The following is a 16490-nucleotide window of genomic DNA, read 5'->3' as shown; positions in this document are numbered from 1 at the left end:
AGTCACTCCATCAGTGCGCAACTCTCAAGCCGTTGGAGGAGCCTCGGGGTGACCTCAGCCGGAAAGATCCAATTGCGATACGCGGGTTTGTAGTACCCACCCAGCTGGTATGCCATGGTTTTGAGCAGATCTCTGATCTGAGGACTGTAGGCGAGCGAGCGCACCGCCAGAGACCCTGAGGGCAGCAGTCGTGCTGTCACCCACATTCCCTGGATGGTGTAGCGATACTCTGTCAGCAGGGGTTTCGCCAGAACGGGGGCAACCGGTGGGATCTCCCGTTCTACTGCCGCCCCTACCGGCTCTGGATATACCCACTGCTTGCCGTCGACTCGGTGCAGAATCTGCTGACGAATCGCCTCCGAAGGAATCGCCTCTTGCCCATTGAGCAATTCGCTCACATCAATTTCTAGAGCCCACAGCCCCGCTGCTTTAATACGCTCTCGCTTTTCGTCACCAATGAATGAGGTGACTGCGACCTCGATCAGCAAGCGCTGCCCGCCACGTAGATGGGCAACGAGATCGGGCCTGAAATTGTCCAGCCAGACCTCCTCCTGAACGGCTTCAAAGTCCCACCAGCTCGACAGATCGCCAAACTCCGGAGCGTGGTCTGGCAGATGCGGAACCTGGAGCCCCATCGCCTCACGAATTACCTGCTTACCATAGAGGTGCAGCAGCGTTTCGCGCCCGACTTCGCAGCTGACTTTATTGGAGTAATGGGCGAAGTGGTGTTCATTCAGAGCCCCCTGCCGGGCGATCAATACCTCGCCACATTCCACACAGGTACAGGTGCACGCCAGCCCACGCGGCACCTGCTGAATAGTGACCAACTGCTGCTGGCTGTTCAGCGCAACGAACATCGACATAATGGCGTCCTCCGGTGTTAAGAAGGACTCCAGAGTCATCGCCACCGAAGCGCCAAACAGCCCCCAAACCTCCACAAACGGGGTTTACGGAGGTTTCTACTGGCCAAAAACACCTGAAATAGAGCCTTTAGGGAACATGGACATGCAGGATGCGCTGCGAACGCTGCACCAAAGCTTTTTAACCGACCCCGGCTCGGGCAAGGCCAACAGCATCATTCGCCATATGGTCGCGGAGACATTGCGGCGTGTGGAGGGCGGCCAGGCTGAACCGGTGCAGTTCGTGCGCGACAACTTCGTCGCCGCCTGCCATCCGGATGGCAATCCACAGTGGGTCGACGCCAACAAATGGGTGCCTCGAACCAAGGATCTTCGCGCCGCGCTCAGCGCCCGTGCTCATCTGCTCGCCCCCGGATACGCGTTGGTTTTGCGCGATGTCACCGGGGGCGGAAAAGGCAATATCAGCCAGTTCTGGCTAGCCCTGGAGGAACGCGCGCCCGATACCGATGAGGCCGACGAAGCGCCCACCTTCCCGCTGGACATCACCTACCGGCGCACCGAAAAAGGCGAAGTAAAACCCGCCCGCTGGCTACGCTGGTGGCTGAAGAATGGCGAGGTGCGCAATCGCAGCGGCCGAGGGAAGTTTTTCCTGGGCAGCATCTTGTTGCTATCCGCAGGATGGGTGGTGATGTATGCGCTGTCGATTGTTGGGATGTGGCTATCGAACGCGCCGTTGACCCTCGGCCACGTGGTAAAGCTGTTGGTGACAACAGCCATGTTCTGGCTCGTCTGGCGTGAGGTGTATCGCCCCTGGTGGCAATTGCTCGATGATCGGGTGGTCAGTGCGCCCAGCGCTGTTGTCGCGTTTGCTGAAGACCCGTGCCAGTTGGAGATGTATCGTCACGCAGGAGAAAAATGGATTCGCCTCGTGCGCTTCACGGCCGATTGCCCACTCTGTGGCGGCAGCGTCGAACTGATGCCAGGCAAACCCGACCACCGCATCCCCTTGGTCGGCCGCTGCCTGGAAAGCCCCCATTACCATGTGTTCAGCTTCGACCGCAGCCACCTGCTCGGCACCTATATCGGCCCGCCACTGCCGGCAGCCTTGAAAAGCCCCACCAGCAGCGAGAGGGATACCCAGCGAATCGAGACGCGTGAGCCCGCTATCGCCAGCTAAAGCTCCACGCTCAAACTCCGGATGCCCACCCCTTCGCAAAACCGTCCCAGTGCGGTCAGGCTCGCCCAGGTCCTGACCGGCTCGCGCCGCGAGCGCACCGGCAACCAAAACCGGCCCAGACGGGTACTGAGGCTCCAGCCCTCCCCGCCCGGTCCGCGCGTGGCGCGAAACTCCCGCGCCGCCCCGCTCTCGATCAGCGCCACCAGCGTGTCCTGTTCCACCGCTTTTTTCATTTTTTAACCCCAACCGCCCTCGTCCTGACGACTCAGGCTAGTGGTCGAACCAGGCATCAACCAGCTGGACCCCTTCCGGTCGACCAGCGACCGGGGTGCTGGTGACCAGGCCTAGGAGGGAGTCGCGCCAGGCGGGACCTCAATGAGGGGGCCGATTGACCATAACGGCAAATTACGCGCAGCCCTGCTGCTGCCGCTACACGCCCCGAGTGACGCCACGCGCATCACAGGCCAGAATGCGCAAACAAAAAAAGGGGACGCCATGAAATCCGAAACGCTCACCGTGCGCCAAATCTTCCAGGACCGACGCCAGTACTGTGTACCGTTCTACCAGCGTGCCTATGTATGGACGCTACGGAATCAATGGATGGCCTTGTGGCAGGACATCCAGGAGAAAGCCCAGGCGCGGGTATCCGGCATGAACATCACGCCGCACTTCTTGGGGGCAGTTGTCCTGGAGCCCCAAGCCAAAGAAGGGCTGATGGGCGTCGACACCTTGCACATCATCGATGGCCAGCAGCGGTTAACAACGCTCCAGTACGTTCTGGCCTCGCTCCTGCTCGCCTTACGTGCCACCGGCATCCAGGCCTTTGAGCCCAGCGTGATCGGCTGCATGCAAAACAACAACGAAGAAACCATGCGCGACCCGAAAATGGAGCGCTACAAGCTGTGGCCGACCTTTCGCGACCGCCCCCACTTCATCAAAAGCCTAGGCATCGAGCGCCTGGAGGATTTCCGTAGCGAATTTCCAGCCCATTTCACTCAGCACGGCAGCCTGCGCAAGCACCATGATCACCCACCGTCACTGGCCGCGATTTGGTTCTTTGCCCATGAATTCACGCAGTGGATTCGCTCAGGAAAAGAGCTGGCCTCCGCGTATGCGGAGAGCCTGATCATGGCGGTCCTGCAAGACCTGAAGCTGGTCAGCATTTCGCTGGAAGCAGAAGACGATGCCCAGGTGATTTTTGAAACACTCAATGGACGTGGCGCAGAGCTGCACGCCACGGACTTGATCCGCAACTACATCTTCATGCGCGCCGACCAAGACAAAGTGGACGCCCAAGCGCTCTACGATACGCAGTGGCTACCGTTCGAAGCAGAGTATTGGTCCACCAAGCAGCGACGCGGCCGCCTGAACAAACCACGACTGGAGTGGCTAATCCATGCCACGCTGCAAGCAGAAATGGGCAGTGAGATTGATCTGTCCCGCTTGTACAACGAATACCGGCGGTACGCTGCCGCCGACATCCCACCCAAAACCGCAGACCGCCAACTGGTGACCTTGACCCAATACGCAGAGCACTACCGCGAATTGATCAGCACCGCCGGCTCATCCCTCATTGCTCGTCTTGGTCGCCGTATCGCTGCGTATGACGTCACGACGCTGTACCCACTGGCCTTACTGATTTCGACAGCGGAAGTGCCCGAGGCCGACAAGGCCCGCATGTTCAATTACCTCGTGTCCTATGTGGTGCGCCGCGCCGTCTGCGGGCTCACGCCCAAAAACTACAACAACATCTTCCTGACAGCTTTACGCCACCTGACGAAGTCAGGCATCTCAAGCGGGGTACTCGGCGACTATCTGGACACACTCAAAGGTGACGCCTCCCGCTGGCCCGATGACGCCGAATTCCGTAACGCCTGCGTCAGCGCACCGCTTTATCCAGGTCGGCTCGACACAGCGAAAATGCGCTCGCTGCTGACGGAACTAGAGGGAGGCCTACGCGCATCAGTCAAAAGCGAGGAGCCTGAACTGCCGAACCTATCAGCCCTCGATATCGATCACATTTTGCCGCGTAGCTGGCACACCCACTGGCCCCTGAAAGATGGCAGCGTGGCAGCAGACAGCGACGAGTCGAATATCGAAATGATCGTGCGCGCTGGCGGCGCACTGACGCCCTGGCAGCAACTGATTCGTGAGCGCCACGAGAGCATCCCAACACTGGGCAACTTGACGCTGCTGAACCTGAGCGTAAATAGAGCCGCACAACACTGCGACTTTTCGGTGAAACGCGACAAGCTGATTGCCAACACCAGCCTTCGTCTCAATGTCCCATTGATCGCCAACACCGCGTGGGATGAAGTCGCGATTTCAGCCCGAGCCAGTACCCTCGCAGACGAGGCCTTGAAGATCTGGCAAAAAAGCGAATGACAGCCCACTTGCGAGGAACAGCAACCATGCGTCGATAGCTCTACTGGGTGCCGCAATCGGCGCAATGACGTGGCTTCAACTGATGCCGACCTTGCGTGAGCAATTGCTGGCGCTACCGGGATACGCCTTCGTGCTGATCTTGGGCGCAACCCTGGTGGTCGCATTGGCTGCGCGGGTTACGCCCCACGTTCCCCGGCGTTGGCATCGCCTGGCGATAGCTGGGCTGGATAAGTTGGCCCACCGGTTGCGCGCCCCTATCGGTGTAACCCTTGGCTAGGGGCTTGTTGCGGCACTGCATGCGCTCTATGTCTTCAATGCCACAGGAACGAGTGCGGCAGTCGCTCTGGCGGTTCTGGTCATGAGCCTCAGCTTTGCCGGGCTTGCCATGAACTTACGCCACCTGGCGAGTGCCTGGCGCGAGCAGCCACTTAGCGCAGAATGAGGACCTATTCGCGCTCCAGACTGCGGGCATCGGCGGTGACCGCATCCATGACCACCGCCAGTTCCCGCCCTAGGTCCGGCTCGAAGCGCTCCAGATAGGCGGCGATAGTTTCATTGCGCAGCAAGCGGGAGACGTAGCCCTTGGCAACCACGAGCACCAGCATGGTTTCGCCGAGGGTGTCCTCGACCAATCGGTAGTCGTGGTAGAGCTTCTCCATTTCCCGCTCCATGCGCGCGATGTCTTCGGCCGTCACGCCCTCGCTGACTTTCTTCGGCTCGACCAGTTGTTCGGGTCGCGTTGCGGCCAACACCATTTCGGCGTAGCGGCCGGTAAAACAGTTCGCCGAGATCATCATCTCCACCACTTCGATCTGGCGCATGGGCTTCATCTTGCGCAGCACGCGAAAGACCGCCTGACTGACCATCCGCGTCTTGAGCAACTCCGCGACCTCTGGCGCAATCCCCCGCAACAGGTGCTGGCGTTCGCGGATGCGCCCGACGTTGACGCTCAGGACCTCCGCGATCCGCTCAGCCGTGGCCCCCTTGCGGATGGCCTCGAGAATCATCTTGTGCTCTTGGATCGGCGTGAGGCGGTTGATCTGCCGGTTATAGGTAAAGCCTTCGTCGTCCGTGGCCAGCAGACAGAGCGCTTCCGCCGCGCCCAACTGCTTTAGTGCGGCTAAGCGCAGATGACCATCCAACAGCAGATAGCGGGGCTCCCCGTCCGCCCCCCGAATCGGCTCGGGATGAACCGCCAGCGGTTCGACCACCCCCAGCTCGCGAATGGACGCCAGAATCGCAGCGTATTTGACCGAGGTCAGCATGTCGTGACTGACCTGACGCGATGGCAGAATCTGCGGCAGGGGGACCGAAATCAAGTCAGGCTCGAAGGCGCGTTTGATGGCGCTCATGCATCCCCCTGAATGCGCTCAGCCAACACCTGAGGGATGTCATCGATGCCTTCGCTTCGCAACAACGAGCGGAAGTACTCATCGGCCAACAACCGGCGTAACGCGGTCACCACAAAGAGCAAGCGTTGCTCACCAACATCCGCCTTCTTCACCATCAGGCGCTGGCGGCGCACCTCGGTCTGATAAGCATTCAAAAGCTGGCGCGGTGTGGTCATTCGTTCGGAGATTTGGCGTAACCCATAGCCTTTGCCCAGGAGGCGTCGTCGGTCGATCAGACGTCGCACCTTGATCAACTGATCCCCTTTCAACACCCCGCTTTCGTAGGCCTCCAGCATGGCAGCCTGCACCTCGGCGTCGTCCGCCCGCGCCACCTCAGTTGCCACTTTAATCGGCAGCCAGCCCTTCTCGACCGCTGCGATCAAGCGCTCCTCCCCCTGGCGTAACAGGATCAGGATCCCACCCACGTAAGCACTGTCCAAGCAGGTTTTCTGAGCGATCTGCTTGATGGAATAGCCGCGTTCATGCAGCACGCTGATGGCCATCAGCAGATCGCGGTTCGAGTGTTTTCGTCGTGCCAGATTCTCTACCAGGCTAATCAGATAACGATCCGCCTCGGTCGCCGTAACCACCACCGCCGGAATCGTCGACTCGCCCAGGATCTTGAAGGCTTCGAAGCGCCCCTGGCCACAAATCAGATCGAAGCTCGGACCATTCCGGGTCACCGTAATCGGTCGTTTCAGCCCTAGACTGGCGATGTTTTCCACGAGTCGCGCAAAGACTTGCTGATTGCGACTGCGCGGGTTCAACACGCGAATATCCGTCAGTGGGATCTGGGCAATAGGTGCCGCCTGCGCAACATGAAGCGCAGGATGGTTCCCCAGCGATATGGACATTACGCAGCGCTCACCAGAGGTAGACGCCGACTCAGCGCCGACAGGATGTCCAGGCTGTCGAATCGATAAAGTTCCAACTCGCGGGGGTTGGTGTCTCCCAGACGCAAGTGCGGTGCCGCCAAATCAATCATCGGAAAGAGGTAGTAATCGAGTACCTCCTGCTCGCCCGGTAGCATGCGCACTGCGACCGTCAGGTCAGGCAACAGGCCGAAATCGAAGCGAAGTTGCCAGCGCCTGCGCGCTGACTCAGGACACTGACAGCGACAAAGCACCACCGAGATCGAGAACTCGTCGTTAACCCAAATCAGTTGGGTCTGGGGATCGACCGTGATGCGGCCGCCAACGACACGAATGCGCTCTTGGGTGTCGACCAGTATGTGGGGGTGCCGCTCACGCAGACGCCGATTGGCCTCCAGGTAGCTGTAGTCTCGGGCGGGGGAGTAGCCGATCAGTCTGTAGCTGCGCAACAAACTGCCGAAGCGCTGGCGATAACAACTGCTGGAGGGGCAGTCCTCCTGCTCGTCGATGATCAGCCCGGACAGGCACCCTCGCTCCGCAAAAAGCTGCTTCAAGGTGACCAGCATTTGCTCGTCCGACCAGTGCCGTGAGCGCGCGCGGATGATGGCCTGCGCCGCAAGGAATAACGAGTGGTCGACTACGGGGGAGAAAACGCCGTCGGCTCGCACCCATTGATCAATCGGATTGCGGGTACGGGGCTGCTTCAGTTTGCCAGAGGTGCGATTCCAGACATTGTTGCCGATGTACTTCTCGTTGATCAGGACCTGGTGCACTACGCCCCGTGTCCACGGTCGCTCCCAATCGGTGCGAAGTCCACGCCGATTCAGCAGCGCTGCAATGTCAGCTTCGCTGCGGCCTTCTTTGACAAAGGCCTGATAAATGCCCTGAATCACCTGCTGTTCGTGTTCCGGCCCCGGCGTGAGAATCACCCGATCCGTCTGAAGGCTCTTGTGCTCACCACGACTCAGGAGCGTTTTGGGCTGCCCGGTCTGATCGATCAACTGGCGTCGCAGACCATATCCGGCGGGCCCGCCCTGTCGGTAGCCCAACTCGATCAGGTGCGACTGCCCCGCAAATACCTTGACGGATAGCTCACGGCTGTACTCACCCGCCATCATGCGCTTAACGCTTTTGATGATGCTGGAAACGGGTGAACCATCGTTGACGAACTGTTCGGCACAATACTCGACCCGAACCCCGGCCTGCCGACAGCGGACTTCGTAGCTGGCGCTCACATCAGGATCCTGAAACCGCCCCCAGCGACTCACGTCATAGACCAGGACCACAGAGAAGTCGGACTGGCCCGCGTCAACGTCCCGAAGCAGATGTTGAAGAGCTTCTCGACCGTCCAGGCTCAAGCCACTTTTCCCCGCATCGGTGTACACCCGGACGATGTCCAACTCATGCGCCGCTGCGTAGACGCGAATGGCGTCCAACTGATTCTCCGTCGAGTACTGCTGATGCTCCGTTGACATACGGACATAGGCCGCAGCCCTATTGCTGCCCTCTGCCGTGGATAGATTCGTTCGTCTCATTTTCAGATCGATGCCCCCTCAGCGGCTTTGGGTCTACACCCATGCCGAGCCGTAGGCCGCGCCCCGTCTACCGGTCTGTGACGGATGCACCACTAACGAATCTAGAGAGGGGAAACGGAAAAATGATCGCGAAAATGGGCAATCCATTTCCAATCAGCGCAGAAACCTATGCCAGCGCCCTGGCCGCTGCCTTACGCACCGAGTTGGGCACGTCACATCGTGCGATCAAGACGCTGCGCCACTGGACCGATGCCAGTGAACGCACCGCCAAGCATTGGCTCGCGGGCAGTCATGGCCCTAGCGGCCTTCACTTGCTTGAACTGATTCGGCATTCCGACCACGCCCTCCAGGCGGTACTCGAATTGGCCCAACGAAACTCATCCGTGGCAGTCGTCTGGCTGCCCGCCCTGCGCGAGCGATTGCTGGATACCGCAGAGCTGATTGAGGCTTGCCTGAGCCCTGGCGGCTCTCACTGATTGCCCTCTGCGGCGGCCGGAACTGGTCGCGAAGTAGTCAGCAGAAAAACGCCCTGATCAGATGCGCTCGGCGGGGATACCGTCTGGTTTGTGTCGCCAGGGACAACTGCTAAACACGGCTCATGGCGGCACGCCATGGGCCAACTTTCCGAGTAGCACCAGGATTTCCTGGCGCCCCGCCTTGCTCTGAACGAGGTCTTTCGGGTGTTGCCCACCAAGACCAATCACTGGAGATGAGAACCAACGCGATGCGCTTAGCTGGTCGTAGCCGAAGAACGCCACGACCTGGTGAATAACCCCAACGATGGCTACTGCGTCAGCTCGATCCCCGGCAGCGGGCACCACAAGCTCGACCAACTCGGGCCACAGGGCCCTTGCGATGCAAGCGGTGCAGCGCCCGCAGAGCCGCAACGACTCATCAACCTCTCCCTGAGCCGGGCCAGCTCCCACCCCCCAAGTGCTGCTGGCAGCATCTGTATCCAGGCGGCAACCGCAACCTCCACAGACCGGATTACCCATTTCGCTTCTCCAGGTAGGGCTGACATAGGGTGCAAAGCTTCCAAACTCGCCCGTCTCTTACCAAACGTTGCGGCCCATCCTTCCCACACCGCTGGCAAATCGCATCGGTCACGTACTCCACCGCCATGGCCAAGGTCTGGATGTGAGGTGGTGCGAATGGCTCCTCGATCCTCAGGTACCCATCCACGGGGCGTACGAGGGTGAGCTTGAAGTCGTAATCGAGCGCAGCAAGCTGCAACGCGTTGGCGAAGCGTTGCCAGCCGGCAAAATCAGGTCCAAGGTCGAGGTCCAACGCCTCAATCTGTTGGCTCCAATCCTTCTCCTCCATTGGCTCACCTCTTTTCAGATCGTAAACCTGGTCTCATCGTAAACTTGGCAGGTTTACGATGAGACCAGGTTTACGATCCTAGCTATTCAATGACGGGTGGAGTTCTGGTCAAGGTGCCAAAGAGTCAGGACTCGATACAGCCCTTGCGCTGACGCTAACTTCCTCTTGAGCTTACCCCTGGTACAGTCACCAATGGGATAGATCCTGACATACGTCCCCAACAACAGAGTCAACTGCAAACTTAGCTGCACCGTTTCACGCCTGTATCTGAACGAGATCAGCTCGACCCCGCGCTCGGGAAAATCGGGGAGATCATGGGGCTGGACCAGCAAAATATCCGGATCCCGAATCGTCAACTTCCGAATATCGGAGCAGAAGAGAAGAAGGACAATATTTTGACGCGGCATCAACATGTTGATTTACCCGGAAAGAGATTGCCCTTGGCGAACTTTAGAAAAAGCTAGTACGTGGAAGTTTCCTGTCAACTTCGGCGGCCCGGTGCATTTTTCGCTCTACGGGGCGATGTACGATCACCAGTTACCGAGGTACAAGCCCTCTCAGGCAACCACCACTTGAGAGACTGCCGAAGACACCGCTGGCTGCCTTGGGCAGCACATCACAGCCAAAAAAGCCTTCTATTCCGGGCTTCTCACGGGTTCACAGACAATCCTTGGCGAAACTCTGGCAATAAGACGGCCAGCTCCGAAGCACAACTTTCTATTGACTTTCTCAACAAGCCTCGTTATCATCCGGCAGCATTCTCCTCTTGCGCCCAAAAGCTCAAAACATGACGAAAGTCTTCCCCGCTCCGCACCGCTTATTACCCTCCCTCAGCCGCTGATCAGCGGCCGTTCAGCTCATTGCTGACTATTGCCTATTCGGCGAAAAATTTACTGCGACGATAAATTTTGCGGACTCCACTAGGAATCCTGGCTAGCCATTCGTCAGGTCCACAAAATTTTTTCTTTTCGCATATAAATTAAAGAAAACTCAAAAGACCAATACTCCAAATCATTGATGGAGTTGCGACTTTTACAAAGTCGTCAATATAGGAAACATTCTGAACATGACACTTTTCATGATGTTACGACCCTCTATCTGATAGCCGTTTGACAAGCTGGTGACTAACTACCAGCCTGATTCTCACTACTGATAGAGCACACATCATGAAAAAAATCCGCAGTTCCAGCGGAGGCACTCTTCCGCCCGAAAGATCCATTGGCCGCAGCAAGTACGGAAAACAAACAACTGTTTTCCCTTCCCGAAAAAATAGCTCGCTGATCATCTGCGAGACGCGCCTAGAAGCAGACGCCTGTTTCCATTGGGAGCAGGATCGCAATGTCATTGCCTACCGTGAACAGCCCGAACGGCTGCACCTAGTGGTAGAGGGCAAGGCTCGTACCTACGTACCGGATTTCGTCGTGCAGTACGCTGATCGGCCAATTCGCTTTGTGGAAGTCAAGCCGGACAACGTCTACCAGAAACCGAAGTACCTTGCCCTCTACCGGGCAGCCAAGCAGCTCCTCAAGACCCGAGGCGCTGACTTCGAACTGCTGACTGAGCGGAAGATTCGCCGCCAGCCACTGCTGAACAACCTCATCCGAACCTACAACCAGTCGCGTGGTGTATTGCCGCTCGAACTCGACTTCCTGCGTGACCAGCTCAGCGCCCTGAATCCACCGCTGCAAATTCGTTCGCTACTTGCTCTGCCTTCGCCCCCCTCTCCAGGCGCGATAGCTGCCGCGATTTTCAATCAGGACCTGCGTCTCGACTGGAGCAAGCCTGTAACCCAAGACAGCCGAGTTGAGTGGAGGTAAGACCATGGAAAAACGTCACGAAATACGCCTGGGCGCCCGTTACATGCTCAATGGCGATCTCATCGAAGTGGTTAGTCATTACAACGGCCGCTATCAGCTACGCGGGGTCGACCACAAAGGGGTGATCTACCTTCCTGAAGGAGAAGTGGATAAACGACTGCGTCAGGGATTTCTGGTCCCTGTTCGCAGCGTCATTTTGAATGAAGCTGAAGCACTCAAGATGGTCCGCCTAGATGCCTCTGAGCAACTAAAGCTGGACAATCACACTTTCTACGTCCGCAGACTCCATGAAAAATTTCATGGCTCGCTGCCCCGCAAGCAAACCCTCAACGAACTGCAAAAGCTCGCTGCGGAGCGCGGTGACCCGAAACCTCCGAGGTACACAAAGCTATACAAGCTCATGAAGCGCTACGTTGAGAGCGGTCAGAATATCTTTGCAATCTTGAAATCGTCTGAAGAGAAGCGATTTCGTGCAAAGCGGCTCTGCGCCGAGTCCCTTGACGTTATGCATGATTACATCCGGAATCACTACCTAAAGCGGAATGGGCTACCCGCAGCCGGTGTCTACCAACTTATAAAAGCCCATATTGAGGCGCTGAATGAGGAGCGAAATCTCAAACTGGAGATTCCATCCCCAGCGACGGTTTACCGGGCAGTGAACGCCATCCCTGCGTACGATGTTGATGTCGCACGTTTGGGCAAAAAAGCCGCCGCCAAGAAACACAAGTTCGGAAAAAGCATTCATTGCCCGCGCCGCCTACTGGCAAGGGTAGAGGCCGACACGCAAGAAGTAGATCTCGAACTAGTCGATGACTTTGGCTTCAATATCGGGCGCCCCCATCTGACCATACTCATCGACACGTACACCGGTGCGCTGATCGGCTGGTGTTTGTCGATGACACCTCCTTGCTATGAGAAAACAGCGAGCGCTTTGCGTCATGCGCTCACAGAGCGCGAAGACGGCTCCCCGGCCGGACTGCCGGAGGAATTGGTCGTCGACAACGGTTCCGAATTCTATAACGCCTCGCTTCTGGCTGCCGCTCAGCGATTGGGCATAGTGATCCGCTTTTGCTCAGAAGGACAACCTGATCAGAAATCAGCCATAGAGTCGTTCTTCAAGACGCTCAACGTGCAGCTAATTCATTGCATAGACGGCACCACAAAGTCCAACCCAACAGCTAAAGGTGACTATGACTCCGAAAGTGAAGCGACACTCACCCTGGACGAGCTACGGAATATTTTTGACGACTGGGTAAACAACTATTACCACGAGCGCAGACATGGTCAGCGCAGTCTTCCCACCATAGAAATGTGGAAGCAGAGCATTGACCCGATCTCTCCACCAAAGGTCTTCTCTCTAGAAGACGTTAGCTTTCTATGCATGGCAACATTCCGGTGCAAGATTAACAAGGGCCGGGTCCGGTATAACAACTTGGCCTGGACTGGCCCAAGCCTATCGCACCTTGCAGACATTGTCGGCCCTGGTGAGTCCGTAGAAGTACTGTATGACCGCTCTGATCTAGGAACCGCGTATGTACACGCCCCTGGAAGCAATGACTTCTATCCGGCAGATGCTGTTAGTGATTACCAATACGGCCTATCCATGTTTGAGCACCTTCTTGTACAAGAAAAGCTAAAAGAAGAGAGCAAAAAATATGATGAGAGAGAGGCAAGACAGGCGCTTCTCAGAATACACAAAGAAATCAGCAACTGCAAAAAACGGAACCAACGCCGCAAGCGTCAGCAGCTGCAAGATCTTCTCGCGCGGCAAAGTACTGTCGATTTCACGAACGAATTCTCCCCAGACGAAAACTACGAACTAGATAGCGAGGAAAACACCAGTGGACTTATCACTCAAGAAACTAGAACTGAAACCGACGACTTCGCAGAAGACGACTACGCAACAACCTGGATGCCTAAGAGGAAACCATGAACGAAATAATCACCAACAAGCTCTCGCAGTTCGCAGAGTGCATTGTCAGCCACCCTGAGTACACCCAAGCTCTTGAGTGCATTTATCGCAGCGTAGAAACCACGCAAGTACGTGGCGAGCCTGCTTCTGCGCTCATCGTGGGCGAGCCGGGAACAGGAAAATCCACTGTTTGCAAAGTCGCAATGAGCCGGTTCGGAGATAGAAAGACCATTACCGACGAGCATGGAACAAGAGAAGTTGTACCGACCTTCTATTGCTCGCTGAACGCAGGAGCGACGATCAAGACACTGACCGTCAGCATGTTGCAGCAGTTGGGATCCACCAACTATTCAGGCAACAACTCGACGCTGTTCAATCGCCTTGTAACTCTCCTGAAGACTTGCCAAACACAACTCATTGTCCTCGATGAGTTTGATAATCTGCTCAGAAAGGGTGCGGAAAAGTCCAGGGAACAAGTCTGCGACTGGGTCCGTACCCTATTGAACGAAACGCTCGTTCCAGTGGCAATTGTCGGCATTCCACGTTGCGAAGAGATTATCAACGCCCATCCGCAACTATCCCGGCGCTACCCTTATCGCCATCAGATGACGGAGTTCACCTATTCGACGCTAGACCCGAAGTCAACGTTCAGCAAAACCCTGCGTGTACTCGGCAATGCGCTAAAGGAGATTGGCGAATTCGAAAGCTGCATGAATTTCTGCGCCGACCAACACCTGAAGGCCATGTACCTGGCAACGGGCGGCAATATGAATGGCATTCGGCAACTGCTCAGCGATGCCCTTAAAGTCGCACTCCTGCGAGGCGATGGCTGCTTTAACGACAAAGATCTCGCAAAGGCGGTAGACCTGTCATTCATCCCCACCGCCAAGTGCCCCAAGAATCCCTTCCGTCTGACTACAGCGTCGCTGGACCGAATCATCTCCGGGAGGATGAGCCAATGAAGATCTTCTTCCTTGCTCATGGCCGTCATGAGGAAAGTCCTCGCAGTGTTCTGCTCCGCACCGCAGTGGCCAATGGTTTCGGCTCAGTCTCCGCCATGGCCAGAGCATTCGGGTCCAAGGACTCTCGGCAACCAATCGCATGGCAAATGCGCCACTCCAAGCTAATCACTGAACTCAGCAGAAATAGCGATCTCAATGGCGGTCAGTTCCAGGGTAGCTTCTATACCCAGAACGGTCCCACCAGCGAGAGTCCGGTTGAGATCATGGGGCTGATGGTTCCAGCAGCGGCGATCAGAGCCGATGCTTACAACTTCTGTCCGGAATGCCTCCGGGACGGAGGCCATCGATCTATACAGGACCTCATCTGGCTGGAGACCTGCCCCTACCATGGGTGCCAGTACGGGGCTGCCTGCCCTAACTGCCAGAGAACCATCCACTGGACGCAGTTGGTGGGCAATCTGTGCCGATGCGGTTATGACCTCTGCAATGGTCCCACCGTAGCATCTCAATCCAAGGCCTCCCGTCTGGTTCTAAATTTCTTCAGAACCAGGGACCAGGCAGCGTTGGATCGTTTCATCTTTGCACTGCGGGCACTTCGCTACGAGACACAATCGGACCGCTCCAGTGTCCTCGAAATGGCAGCACGCGTGGCCAATTGTGAAGAGCAAGCGCTCGATGAACTGCTCGCTATCGCTAGCGAACGCTACCCCTGCTTGCCAGTTCGCGCACTCATCGCTCCCTGGATGATATCTAGCGACGAGTGGATCAGCGGCCAGGTCGCGCGTTTGCTACAGGCCAATGCGCCCATGAGCAAGGCGGTCGGCGCGTGCCATTGCTCAGAGCTAAAGCTTTACCAAGACGAAATGCTCAAGGCATTGCAGGCCTCTTCCAAGAAACTCCGCTCTCTGCTGCTGCGCAATCTGGTCCAGCGTGGAAAACAGGGGAAAGTGCGCTGGCTCTACTCCGCGATCAACCTCTGCAAATTGTTGGAGACGCATACGAGCATTCCGCTTGCGGCAGACAACGCTCCGGAGGTTCCTCCCACCGAAGCCGACAACGACATGGTCACTATTGAGGAGGCCGCAGTCCGCGTGGGCGTTTATCCCGACGCGGTGCGCAATGCCCTCTCACACGGTTTTATGCAGACCAACCTGCAAAAAGGCGCCCGTGGCAGAACAATGCTCCATGCATCGGCTGTTGATCAGTTCACGACTGACTTCGCGTTCATCGGTCAGCTTGCCGATGAAATAGATCTTCCTCGCACCACTCTCTCAGCCAAGTTGCTTCACCTAGGAGTGCAGCCTGTATCAGGCCCTTTGATCGACGGTGGACTGGTGACTATCTATCGACGTGCGGATCTTGGCCCGCAGCTGTTGCAAGCACTCCAAGACCTGGATCGTTACAAATCAAATTCCGGTAGAAAGAAATGCCGCATTAGCTGCGACACGCTACCGCCAGACGATTCGTGCGTGAGCGCTGTTGCCGCACGCATGCTGGAGGTGTCTCTTCATGACCTCAGACACTTGCACGAACTTGGGTACCTCAAGCGCGCAGTGGGCTCCAAGCGTCGCTTCACAACAAATTCAGTCCTCACCACCAAGAGTCTGCTGGAGGAAATGCTAACGCTGAAGAATTGCGCCGACGAGGTGGCAATGTCATCGCAGACGTTCTCTCGGCGCTTCGTCCAAAGCGGATTCATTGAGCATTGGCGCCTGGGAAGTAAAACCCTTATCCCTAAGAAACAACTGACGCGAGTGCAAGAACATTGCAGATTGTTCGTCAGTTTCTGCGAAGCGGACAGTATTCTCAGCGCGCCGCTCGGACACTCGGCCAATCTAGCCAAGACAGGCAAACTCCATCCGGTACTACCTAACGACCCCGGCTATGTCTCCACTGTCCGCCTACTTCATCGCGGTGACGTAGAAAAAATCTAACCCCTTCATCCTGAATAATGGCCGGCGCCAAGAGCGTACGGCCATATTTTTTACCTTCATAAAAGTCAGTTCAAAAATAAGCGAGAAAAACTCGCCTCGTTTCACAAAATAGCGAAAGAAGAATTTCATCCCTAGTGACACGCTCCTCTCCAGCCATTGATTTTCCTCAATAATATTTCTCACCTCAGTGAGAGTGAGCGGTAGTAGCAAGACCGCAAGTCAAGACCATTAGAAACGCTGTATACCGAAATGGATTTTTGGGGCAGTGATATGTCTAGTCCTGAAATAGGTTTACACCTATCAGGCTAACCTCCAGACCTCA

At 56.8% G+C, this 16490-nt stretch carries 15 protein-coding genes; 8 read left to right on the top strand and 7 right to left on the bottom strand.

Annotation, left to right across the window (positions count from 1 at the left end; all coding sequences use genetic code 11):
* Positions 1-2: 2 nt before the first annotated feature.
* Positions 3-863 (bottom strand): DUF7828 domain-containing protein, encoded by an 861-nt coding sequence (locus MnOB_RS17555; RefSeq protein WP_158713829.1) that lies wholly within the window; start codon positions 861-863, stop codon positions 3-5.
* 142 nt (positions 864-1005) lie between these two features.
* Here MnOB_RS17555 and MnOB_RS17550 point away from each other — a divergent pair, with 142 nt between their 5' ends.
* A complete protein-coding gene (locus MnOB_RS17550) occupies positions 1006-2037 on the top strand; it encodes a hypothetical protein (RefSeq protein WP_077525513.1) in 1032 nt (343 codons plus the stop codon).
* On the opposite strand, the gene MnOB_RS17545 is transcribed toward MnOB_RS17550, so the two are convergent.
* Positions 2034-2270, bottom strand: a complete 237-nt coding sequence (locus MnOB_RS17545; RefSeq protein ID WP_077525512.1) for a hypothetical protein — start codon at positions 2268-2270, stop codon at positions 2034-2036. The genes MnOB_RS17550 and MnOB_RS17545 overlap by 4 nt on opposite strands.
* 142 nt (positions 2271-2412) lie before the next feature.
* Here MnOB_RS17545 and MnOB_RS17540 point away from each other — a divergent pair, with 142 nt between their 5' ends.
* Both MnOB_RS17540 and MnOB_RS28870 read left to right on the top strand, forming a co-directional pair.
* The gene (locus MnOB_RS17540) at positions 2413-4422 is read left to right on the top strand and encodes a DUF262 domain-containing protein (protein ID WP_234358284.1); all 2010 of its coding nucleotides are present in this window, start codon (positions 2413-2415) and stop codon (positions 4420-4422) included.
* Positions 4423-4486: 64 nt separating this feature from the next.
* Positions 4487-4699, top strand: coding sequence for a hypothetical protein (locus tag MnOB_RS28870; protein WP_158713828.1), 213 nt, complete (start codon positions 4487-4489; stop codon positions 4697-4699).
* A gap of 169 nt (positions 4700-4868) precedes the next feature.
* Here the strand turns inward: MnOB_RS28870 and MnOB_RS17535 are convergent, their stop codons facing one another.
* From MnOB_RS17535 to MnOB_RS17525, 3 genes are read right to left on the bottom strand one after another with little or no spacing between them, the layout of a single operon-like run.
* Positions 4869-5774: a ParB/RepB/Spo0J family partition protein gene (locus MnOB_RS17535; RefSeq protein WP_077525510.1), complete on the bottom strand. Its 906-nt coding sequence runs from the start codon at positions 5772-5774 to the stop codon at positions 4869-4871.
* The gene (locus MnOB_RS17530; RefSeq protein WP_077525509.1) at positions 5771-6667 is read right to left on the bottom strand and encodes a ParB/RepB/Spo0J family partition protein; all 897 of its coding nucleotides are present in this window, start codon (positions 6665-6667) and stop codon (positions 5771-5773) included. Before MnOB_RS17530 ends, MnOB_RS17535 begins: the two co-directional genes overlap by 4 nt.
* Positions 6667-8220, bottom strand: a complete 1554-nt coding sequence (locus MnOB_RS17525) for a recombinase family protein (RefSeq protein ID WP_077525508.1) — start codon at positions 8218-8220, stop codon at positions 6667-6669. Before MnOB_RS17525 ends, MnOB_RS17530 begins: the two co-directional genes overlap by 1 nt.
* A gap of 122 nt (positions 8221-8342) precedes the next feature.
* Here MnOB_RS17525 and MnOB_RS17520 point away from each other — a divergent pair, with 122 nt between their 5' ends.
* Complete coding sequence (locus MnOB_RS17520) at positions 8343-8696, top strand: hypothetical protein (RefSeq protein WP_077525507.1); 354 nt, start codon at positions 8343-8345, stop codon at positions 8694-8696.
* 120 nt (positions 8697-8816) lie between these two features.
* Here the strand turns inward: MnOB_RS17520 and MnOB_RS29640 are convergent, their stop codons facing one another.
* Together MnOB_RS29640 and MnOB_RS17510 are read right to left on the bottom strand one after the other, a co-directional pair.
* Positions 8817-9215 (bottom strand): MbcA/ParS/Xre antitoxin family protein, encoded by a 399-nt coding sequence (locus MnOB_RS29640; protein WP_077525506.1) that lies wholly within the window; start codon positions 9213-9215, stop codon positions 8817-8819.
* Positions 9208-9543, bottom strand: a complete 336-nt coding sequence (locus MnOB_RS17510; protein ID WP_077525505.1) for a hypothetical protein — start codon at positions 9541-9543, stop codon at positions 9208-9210. Before MnOB_RS17510 ends, MnOB_RS29640 begins: the two co-directional genes overlap by 8 nt.
* A gap of 1166 nt (positions 9544-10709) precedes the next feature.
* On the opposite strand from MnOB_RS17510, the gene MnOB_RS17500 reads away from it, so the two are divergent.
* From MnOB_RS17500 to MnOB_RS17485, 4 genes are read left to right on the top strand one after another with little or no spacing between them, the layout of a single operon-like run.
* Positions 10710-11360, top strand: coding sequence for a TnsA endonuclease N-terminal domain-containing protein (locus tag MnOB_RS17500; RefSeq protein WP_077525503.1), 651 nt, complete (start codon positions 10710-10712; stop codon positions 11358-11360).
* 4 nt (positions 11361-11364) lie between these two features.
* Entirely contained in the window at positions 11365-13293 is a 1929-nt protein-coding gene (locus MnOB_RS17495) for a DDE-type integrase/transposase/recombinase (protein WP_077525502.1), read from the top strand.
* Positions 13290-14234, top strand: coding sequence for a TniB family NTP-binding protein (locus tag MnOB_RS17490; protein ID WP_077525501.1), 945 nt, complete (start codon positions 13290-13292; stop codon positions 14232-14234). Before MnOB_RS17495 ends, MnOB_RS17490 begins: the two co-directional genes overlap by 4 nt.
* On the top strand, positions 14231-16168 hold the full coding sequence (locus tag MnOB_RS17485) for a TniQ family protein (protein ID WP_077525500.1): 1938 nt from the start codon (positions 14231-14233) through the stop codon (positions 16166-16168). The genes MnOB_RS17490 and MnOB_RS17485 overlap by 4 nt, the downstream gene beginning before the upstream one ends.
* The last annotated feature ends 322 nt before the right edge of the window (positions 16169-16490 follow it).

It is taken from the genome of Metapseudomonas resinovorans (assembly GCF_002003485.1).
Classification (GTDB): domain Bacteria; phylum Pseudomonadota; class Gammaproteobacteria; order Pseudomonadales; family Pseudomonadaceae; genus Metapseudomonas; species Metapseudomonas resinovorans_D.
The sequence above is the reverse complement of the archived record's forward strand: the minus strand, read 5'-3'. Positions and strand labels throughout refer to the sequence as shown.

Bases quoted from the DNA above. Each gene is read 5' to 3' on its own strand.
- MnOB_RS17510 (WP_077525505.1), bottom strand. From the start codon at position 9,543: ATGGAGGAGAAGGATTGGAGCCAACAGATTGAGGCGTTGGACCTCGAC.
- MnOB_RS29640 (WP_077525506.1), bottom strand. From the start codon at position 9,215: ATGGGTAATCCGGTCTGTGGAGGTTGCGGTTGCCGCCTGGATACAGAT.
- MnOB_RS17550 (WP_077525513.1), top strand. From the start codon at position 1,006: ATGCAGGATGCGCTGCGAACGCTGCACCAAAGCTTTTTAACCGACCCC.
- MnOB_RS17545 (WP_077525512.1), bottom strand. From the start codon at position 2,270: ATGAAAAAAGCGGTGGAACAGGACACGCTGGTGGCGCTGATCGAGAGC.
- MnOB_RS17500 (WP_077525503.1), top strand. From the start codon at position 10,710: ATGAAAAAAATCCGCAGTTCCAGCGGAGGCACTCTTCCGCCCGAAAGA.
- MnOB_RS28870 (WP_158713828.1), top strand. From the start codon at position 4,487: ATGACGTGGCTTCAACTGATGCCGACCTTGCGTGAGCAATTGCTGGCG.
- MnOB_RS17540 (WP_234358284.1), top strand. From the start codon at position 2,413: ATGAGGGGGCCGATTGACCATAACGGCAAATTACGCGCAGCCCTGCTG.
- MnOB_RS17490 (WP_077525501.1), top strand. From the start codon at position 13,290: ATGAACGAAATAATCACCAACAAGCTCTCGCAGTTCGCAGAGTGCATT.
- MnOB_RS17555 (WP_158713829.1), bottom strand. From the start codon at position 863: ATGTCGATGTTCGTTGCGCTGAACAGCCAGCAGCAGTTGGTCACTATT.
- MnOB_RS17495 (WP_077525502.1), top strand. From the start codon at position 11,365: ATGGAAAAACGTCACGAAATACGCCTGGGCGCCCGTTACATGCTCAAT.
- MnOB_RS17485 (WP_077525500.1), top strand. From the start codon at position 14,231: ATGAAGATCTTCTTCCTTGCTCATGGCCGTCATGAGGAAAGTCCTCGC.
- MnOB_RS17520 (WP_077525507.1), top strand. From the start codon at position 8,343: ATGATCGCGAAAATGGGCAATCCATTTCCAATCAGCGCAGAAACCTAT.
- MnOB_RS17530 (WP_077525509.1), bottom strand. From the start codon at position 6,667: ATGTCCATATCGCTGGGGAACCATCCTGCGCTTCATGTTGCGCAGGCG.
- MnOB_RS17525 (WP_077525508.1), bottom strand. From the start codon at position 8,220: ATGAGACGAACGAATCTATCCACGGCAGAGGGCAGCAATAGGGCTGCG.
- MnOB_RS17535 (WP_077525510.1), bottom strand. From the start codon at position 5,774: ATGAGCGCCATCAAACGCGCCTTCGAGCCTGACTTGATTTCGGTCCCC.